General features: G+C 53.1%; 4 protein-coding genes and 1 pseudogene. 4 read left to right on the forward strand and 1 reads right to left on the reverse strand.

Going from position 1 to position 4914, the window contains the following annotated elements:
• The 3 genes from AUK29_07180 to AUK29_07190 all read left to right on the forward strand — a co-directional run bounded on the left by AUK29_07180 (position 1) and on the right by AUK29_07190 (position 3140).
• On the forward strand, positions 1-1449 hold the full coding sequence (locus AUK29_07180) for a hypothetical protein (GenBank protein ID OIP63105.1): 1449 nt from the start codon (positions 1-3) through the stop codon (positions 1447-1449).
• 435 nt (positions 1450-1884) lie between these two features.
• A complete protein-coding gene (locus AUK29_07185) occupies positions 1885-2265 on the forward strand; it encodes a hypothetical protein (protein OIP63106.1) in 381 nt (126 codons plus the stop codon).
• A gap of 314 nt (positions 2266-2579) precedes the next feature.
• The gene (locus AUK29_07190) at positions 2580-3140 is read left to right on the forward strand and encodes a hypothetical protein (protein ID OIP63107.1); all 561 of its coding nucleotides are present in this window, start codon (positions 2580-2582) and stop codon (positions 3138-3140) included.
• A 278-nt stretch (positions 3141-3418) separates the two neighbouring features.
• Here the strand turns inward: AUK29_07190 and AUK29_07195 are convergent, their stop codons facing one another.
• Positions 3419-3907, reverse strand: coding sequence for a hypothetical protein (locus AUK29_07195; GenBank protein OIP63108.1), 489 nt, complete (start codon positions 3905-3907; stop codon positions 3419-3421).
• A 129-nt stretch (positions 3908-4036) separates the two neighbouring features.
• Between AUK29_07195 and prfC the strand changes: the two are divergent.
• A pseudogene (prfC, locus tag AUK29_07200) lies at positions 4037-4914 on the forward strand (peptide chain release factor 3).

The raw sequence follows: 4914 nt of genomic DNA on the forward strand, positions 1-4914 counted from the left end.
ATGACCATCCCCATGCCGTCCCTTCCCAATCTTACGGCCATGACGCCTGAACTCATGGTTCTGTTCTCCGCTCTGGCCGTGCTGATCATTGATTTTGCCTGGCCAAGGGTGAACAAGGGTTTCCTCGCCTTTCTCGGCGCCTTCGGCCTTGCAGCCGCCGGGATACTCAGTTACCAATCACTCGCCCTGAACATCCCCACGCACATCGCGGGTCTCTCGGCTGACGCCTATGCCCAGTTCTTCAAGATCATCTTCTGCGCGGCGGGCATCATGGTCATGGGGATCTCGGTCCGGTTTCTGGCGCTGGAAGGATACAATTACGGGGAGTTTTACGCCATCGTCCTCCTTGCCGTCCTCGGTCAGATGATCATGGCCTCGGGGACCAACCTTCTCGTGATCTACGTGGGTCTCGAACTCATGGCCATCTCCCTCTACATCCTGGCCGGGCTCTTTAAAAGAAACGATAAATCCAATGAGGCCTCGCTCAAGTACTACCTGCTCGGGTCCTTCTCTTCTGGTTTTTTCCTCTACGGGGTCATGATGACCTACGGCCTGACCGGGAGCCTGGATCTTGCAACCATCGGAGGCCTCGTCGCCGGGGGGCATTTCTCCGGGCTTCTCCTGCTCGCCGTGATCATGATGGCCGCCGGGTTTGCCTTCAAAATTGCCGCCGTGCCTTTCCACTTCTGGAGTCCGGATGTCTATGAAGGGGCGCCTACCTCGGTCACTGCCTTCATGTCCGTGGGGCCCAAGGCCGCGGCCTTTGCCGCCCTGATCCGGGTCTTCACCGTGGCCTTCGGATCCCTTCGTCCGGACTGGGTGACCCTTTTCATCTGTCTCTCTATTGCCACCATGATCACCGGGAACTTCATCGCTCTCAGGCAGACCAACATCAAGCGGATGCTCGCCTATTCCAGCATCGCCCATGCCGGCTATCTCATGATCGGGTTCATCGTGGGAGGCGAGACCGGAACGTCGAGTGTGCTCCTCTATCTCTTCGTGTACGCCTTCATGAACATCGGCGCCTTCGGCGTGGTCATCCTGCTTAACCGCGTGGGAGGGGTCGGGGACCGGATCGATGATTTTTCCGGCCTCGCCGGGATCAGCCCGGCCTCGGCCTTTGTGATGATGGTCTTCATGTTCTCGCTCGCCGGCATCCCCCCTACGGCCGGGTTTGCAGGAAAGTTCTATATCTTCATGGGAGCGGTCAAGGCAGGCTATGTCTGGCTGGCCGTGATCGGCGTGCTCAATTCCGCGGTCTCCGCCTTCTATTATCTCCGGGTCATCATGAAGATGTACATGGCCGAGCCGGTCAAGGAACCCGTGCTCAATGTCTCCACGGCCATGTCCGCCGTCCTTTTCGCTGCCGTGATTGCCGTGCTCGCCATCGGGATCTTCCCCGAGTTCTTCCTCGAACTCGCCATCTCCTCGGCGGCATCGATCCTGTAGCCGTCCGTGTTCATTTTATTCCTCAATCACAATGATTCCATAGCAATAACATAGGGACACTTCCCCTATATTTATTTAATCGGAATGACCTCTTGTCGAAATTACTTCTAACGGGGTTCTGAGGGTCTCTCCACAAAAAGAAATATGTTTACAATTCCCATAGATCTTGATAAAAGTATGCATGATAGCTGATCGGTTCAGTCCAACGCGTTTTATCCGAAACGCCTCCGGCGCTACGGATAAAACGCTATGCGTTATGTAATCTCTGAAATGGACAAAATCACATTAGATACCAATGTATTAAGAGACTGGGCGTGGTCTGAAGGCGGGTCTTTAGAAAACCGATACGGTAACTTAAACGCCAAAAAGGAGGAAATTCAGCAACTCGTGTAAAGGCTTAAGTCTCTTCGGGACAGAGGCGCTTGTGAACTCGGTGTGACCACGCAGTTGTACACGGATTACGATCATAAAAAACCAGACAATCTACCCGGCTATATACGGGAGATGATCGGACCATATGTGAATGTAGCTAAGCCAGCAATTTTTACCTTCCCACTCGAGTTTCCCGTTAAATTTGTGGACAAGGAAAAGGTAAAGGAAATATTTGAAGTTATTTTCCCTAATGCAGAACCCGGGGACAAGAATTATGACATGAACCATAAAGATGCTTTACTATTGTATGCACATATGATGGCTGAGCGAGACATTTTTATAACATCTGATACTGCAATATTGAGGCAAAGAGATTTGCTGGAACAAAAATGGGGTATCAAAGTGAAAACTCTTATCGAGTATGTTACAAAGAAATTATCTTAGATGTCATAAAGTAACAGACAGGAATCACTTGCCCTTGGGGATGTTCGTCGAAAGGAATGTCGAACCGGATGCAGGCTAAGGGGCCCTATTCGTAAATACGGTGGCATTCGAGGGTCGTAGGGCGGTCGGATCAAAGTTTCGCTCCTTGCGGTGTACCAGAAGGGTACGCCTCAGTCGCGCGCCTTGACGAGACCGCCCTACGACCCTCTCGGTACGTCACCATATTTACGAACAGGACCACTAAGTCCTAAAGGCTGCGCCTGATCCGCGCTGTTGTATTTTCATCAATCAAGAAACATCAAAAGGAGCAGATCATGTTGGAACCTGATAAAATCACTATGTATACAGGCGGTCACAGAGGCACGGAAGAATATTTCGGACAAACGGCTGAGAAGTGGGGCATGACAGAGGTGACCTTTAATTTTGAAGGGCATGATATCAGCCGTGAGCGGGGACTGAGAATCTTGTCCGATGAGGAGCTGTCGCGTGGCGCCGTGGGTCCGGACATCATCAAGAAACGGATGGAACGCTCATTGGCAACAACGCCCATGATGCAAAAGATCTTCCAGGTCTTGTTCCATATCGTCAACAACGGTTATCAGGTCTTTGCCGTCGGCTGGTTATTGTCGAATGGAACCGTCAAGGGAGGCACAGGATGGGGTGTTGAACTGGCAAAGTTATTCAACAGGCCCGTGTACCTGTTTGAGCAGGATCGGAAAGAGTGGGTTTCCTGGATCCATAATGAATGGGTAACCGAAGATCCGGTGATATCACATAAAACAATAGCCGTTACCGGCACACGTTATTTGAGCGACGAAGGCAGGCGGGCCATTGATGATCTGTTTGAGCGCTCGTTCAAGACCTCTGAGAAATAAAGATACTTCGAGGGAGTCCGCTCCCTGCAGGAATTGAATTCCGAGGACATACATCATTCCTGAGTATGCTTGTTGAATGCGGGAAAAACTCTGCGCCGGGCAAAATAACCTCAAAGAGAGAGGCGGGACATTTCCCATTTCCACTCGACAGGAATTGCTCATGGAGCATGATTGATGACCGAGCAGATCAAACCACCGTACCTCCGCAGGGATGAGACACGCGGGGACCTGCAGGTCCGGATCGTAGATGGGTATCTTCGAGGACAGATCCCTGTTGTTTATTCAACCGTGATTTTGGCGTCTTCAATGATGACGGCATATCGATAGCCGGCGCCGAAGTCTTTGTCCACGGCCACGACACCGCTGGCCAGAACCGTATCACCTACTTTGGCCGTCCCGTTGGTGGTGATGGTCAGGTCATGAGTCCCCTGATCGCCGGTTCCATCCTGCAGGTGAAGCCAGTTCTTTCCCATAATCTCCGGGGTGAACTTGACCACCTTGCCGCGCACCGTCACGTTCTTGCCTGAGAGATTGCTTTTGTCGGCGTAAATTTCGGCGACGGTTCTGCCTCCCTCTGCCTTTTTAAGATCGGAAAAGTCAACGCCTGACGATGCGGTTGAGGGGGGCGTGATGTGGCTCCGGCTGGCATCCGGGCTCCCCTGGGGAATCCGGCCTGCAGGTTGATCCGCTCCGGCCACGGTTATGCCGGGAACAAAGTAGACCGTGTCAAATGTGCGGTCCAGGGTCTTGCTGTGAAAATTTTCCATTTATAAACCATTAATCAAGCATTCTTGACAACAGCCCGGTATTTAGTGTAATGTGTACGAAACAGTCGGGCCTGTTGCGGCCCGTTTTTTTGTGTCCGTGAAGCGATGGCGCAAAACACCATGATAACCATGAAAAAACATGATCAGAATGAGGTGGACCGGCGGCGCACCTTCGGGATCATCAGCCATCCTGATGCAGGGAAAACCACCCTGACGGAAAAACTCCTCCTGTTCGGCGGAGCGATCCAGCTTGCCGGCGCGGTCAAATCAAAGAAGGCTGCCCGTTATGCCACCAGTGACTGGATGGCCATCGAAAAGGAACGCGGGATCTCGGTCACCACATCCGTCATGAATTTCAACTACCGGGATTTCGAGGTCAACCTGCTCGACACGCCGGGACACCAGGATTTCTCGGAAGACACCTACCGGGTGCTCACGGCTGTGGACAGCGCCCTGATGGTGATCGACAGCGGCAAAGGCGTTGAGCCGCAGACCGAGAAGCTGATGGAGGTCTGCCGTATGCGTAACACCCCGATTATGACCTTTATCAACAAGCTCGACCGGGAGGGGCTGCCTCCCCTGGACCTGCTGGCCGACATCGAGGACAAATTGCAGATTGAATGCGCGCCCATGACGTGGCCGATCGGGATGGGAAAGCTCTTCAAGGGGGTCTACAACCTGAACCGTAAGGAACTTCAGCTCTTCACCTCCGGCAAGGAGACCCGGACACAGGATAGGATTATGATCTCCGACCTCTCCGATCCCAGACTGGACGTCTTGCTGGGAAGTCAGGCCGACGAACTGCGGGAGGATGCCGCTCTGCTCCAGAACGCCGCCAACCCCTTTGATTACCAGGGCTATCTCAAGGGGTATCAGACGCCTGTGTTTTTCGGAAGCGCTCTCAATAACTTCGGCGTCAGAGAGCTGCTCGATTCATTCGTTGAGATGGCTCCTCCCCCCGGTCCGATGACCGCCCTGTCCCGTGAGGTGTCGCCCTACGAGGAGAC

It is taken from the genome of Nitrospirae bacterium CG2_30_53_67 (genome assembly GCA_001873285.1).
Classification (GTDB): domain Bacteria; phylum CG2-30-53-67; class CG2-30-53-67; order CG2-30-53-67; family CG2-30-53-67; genus CG2-30-53-67.

What these genes read in the sequence shown, in the direction of transcription:
- AUK29_07180 (OIP63105.1), top strand. Translation starts at nt 1, where the DNA reads ATGACCATCCCCATGCCGTCCCTTCCCAATCTTACGGCCATGACGCCT.
- AUK29_07190 (OIP63107.1), top strand. Translation starts at nt 2,580, where the DNA reads ATGTTGGAACCTGATAAAATCACTATGTATACAGGCGGTCACAGAGGC.
- AUK29_07195 (OIP63108.1), bottom strand. Translation starts at nt 3,907, where the DNA reads ATGGAAAATTTTCACAGCAAGACCCTGGACCGCACATTTGACACGGTC.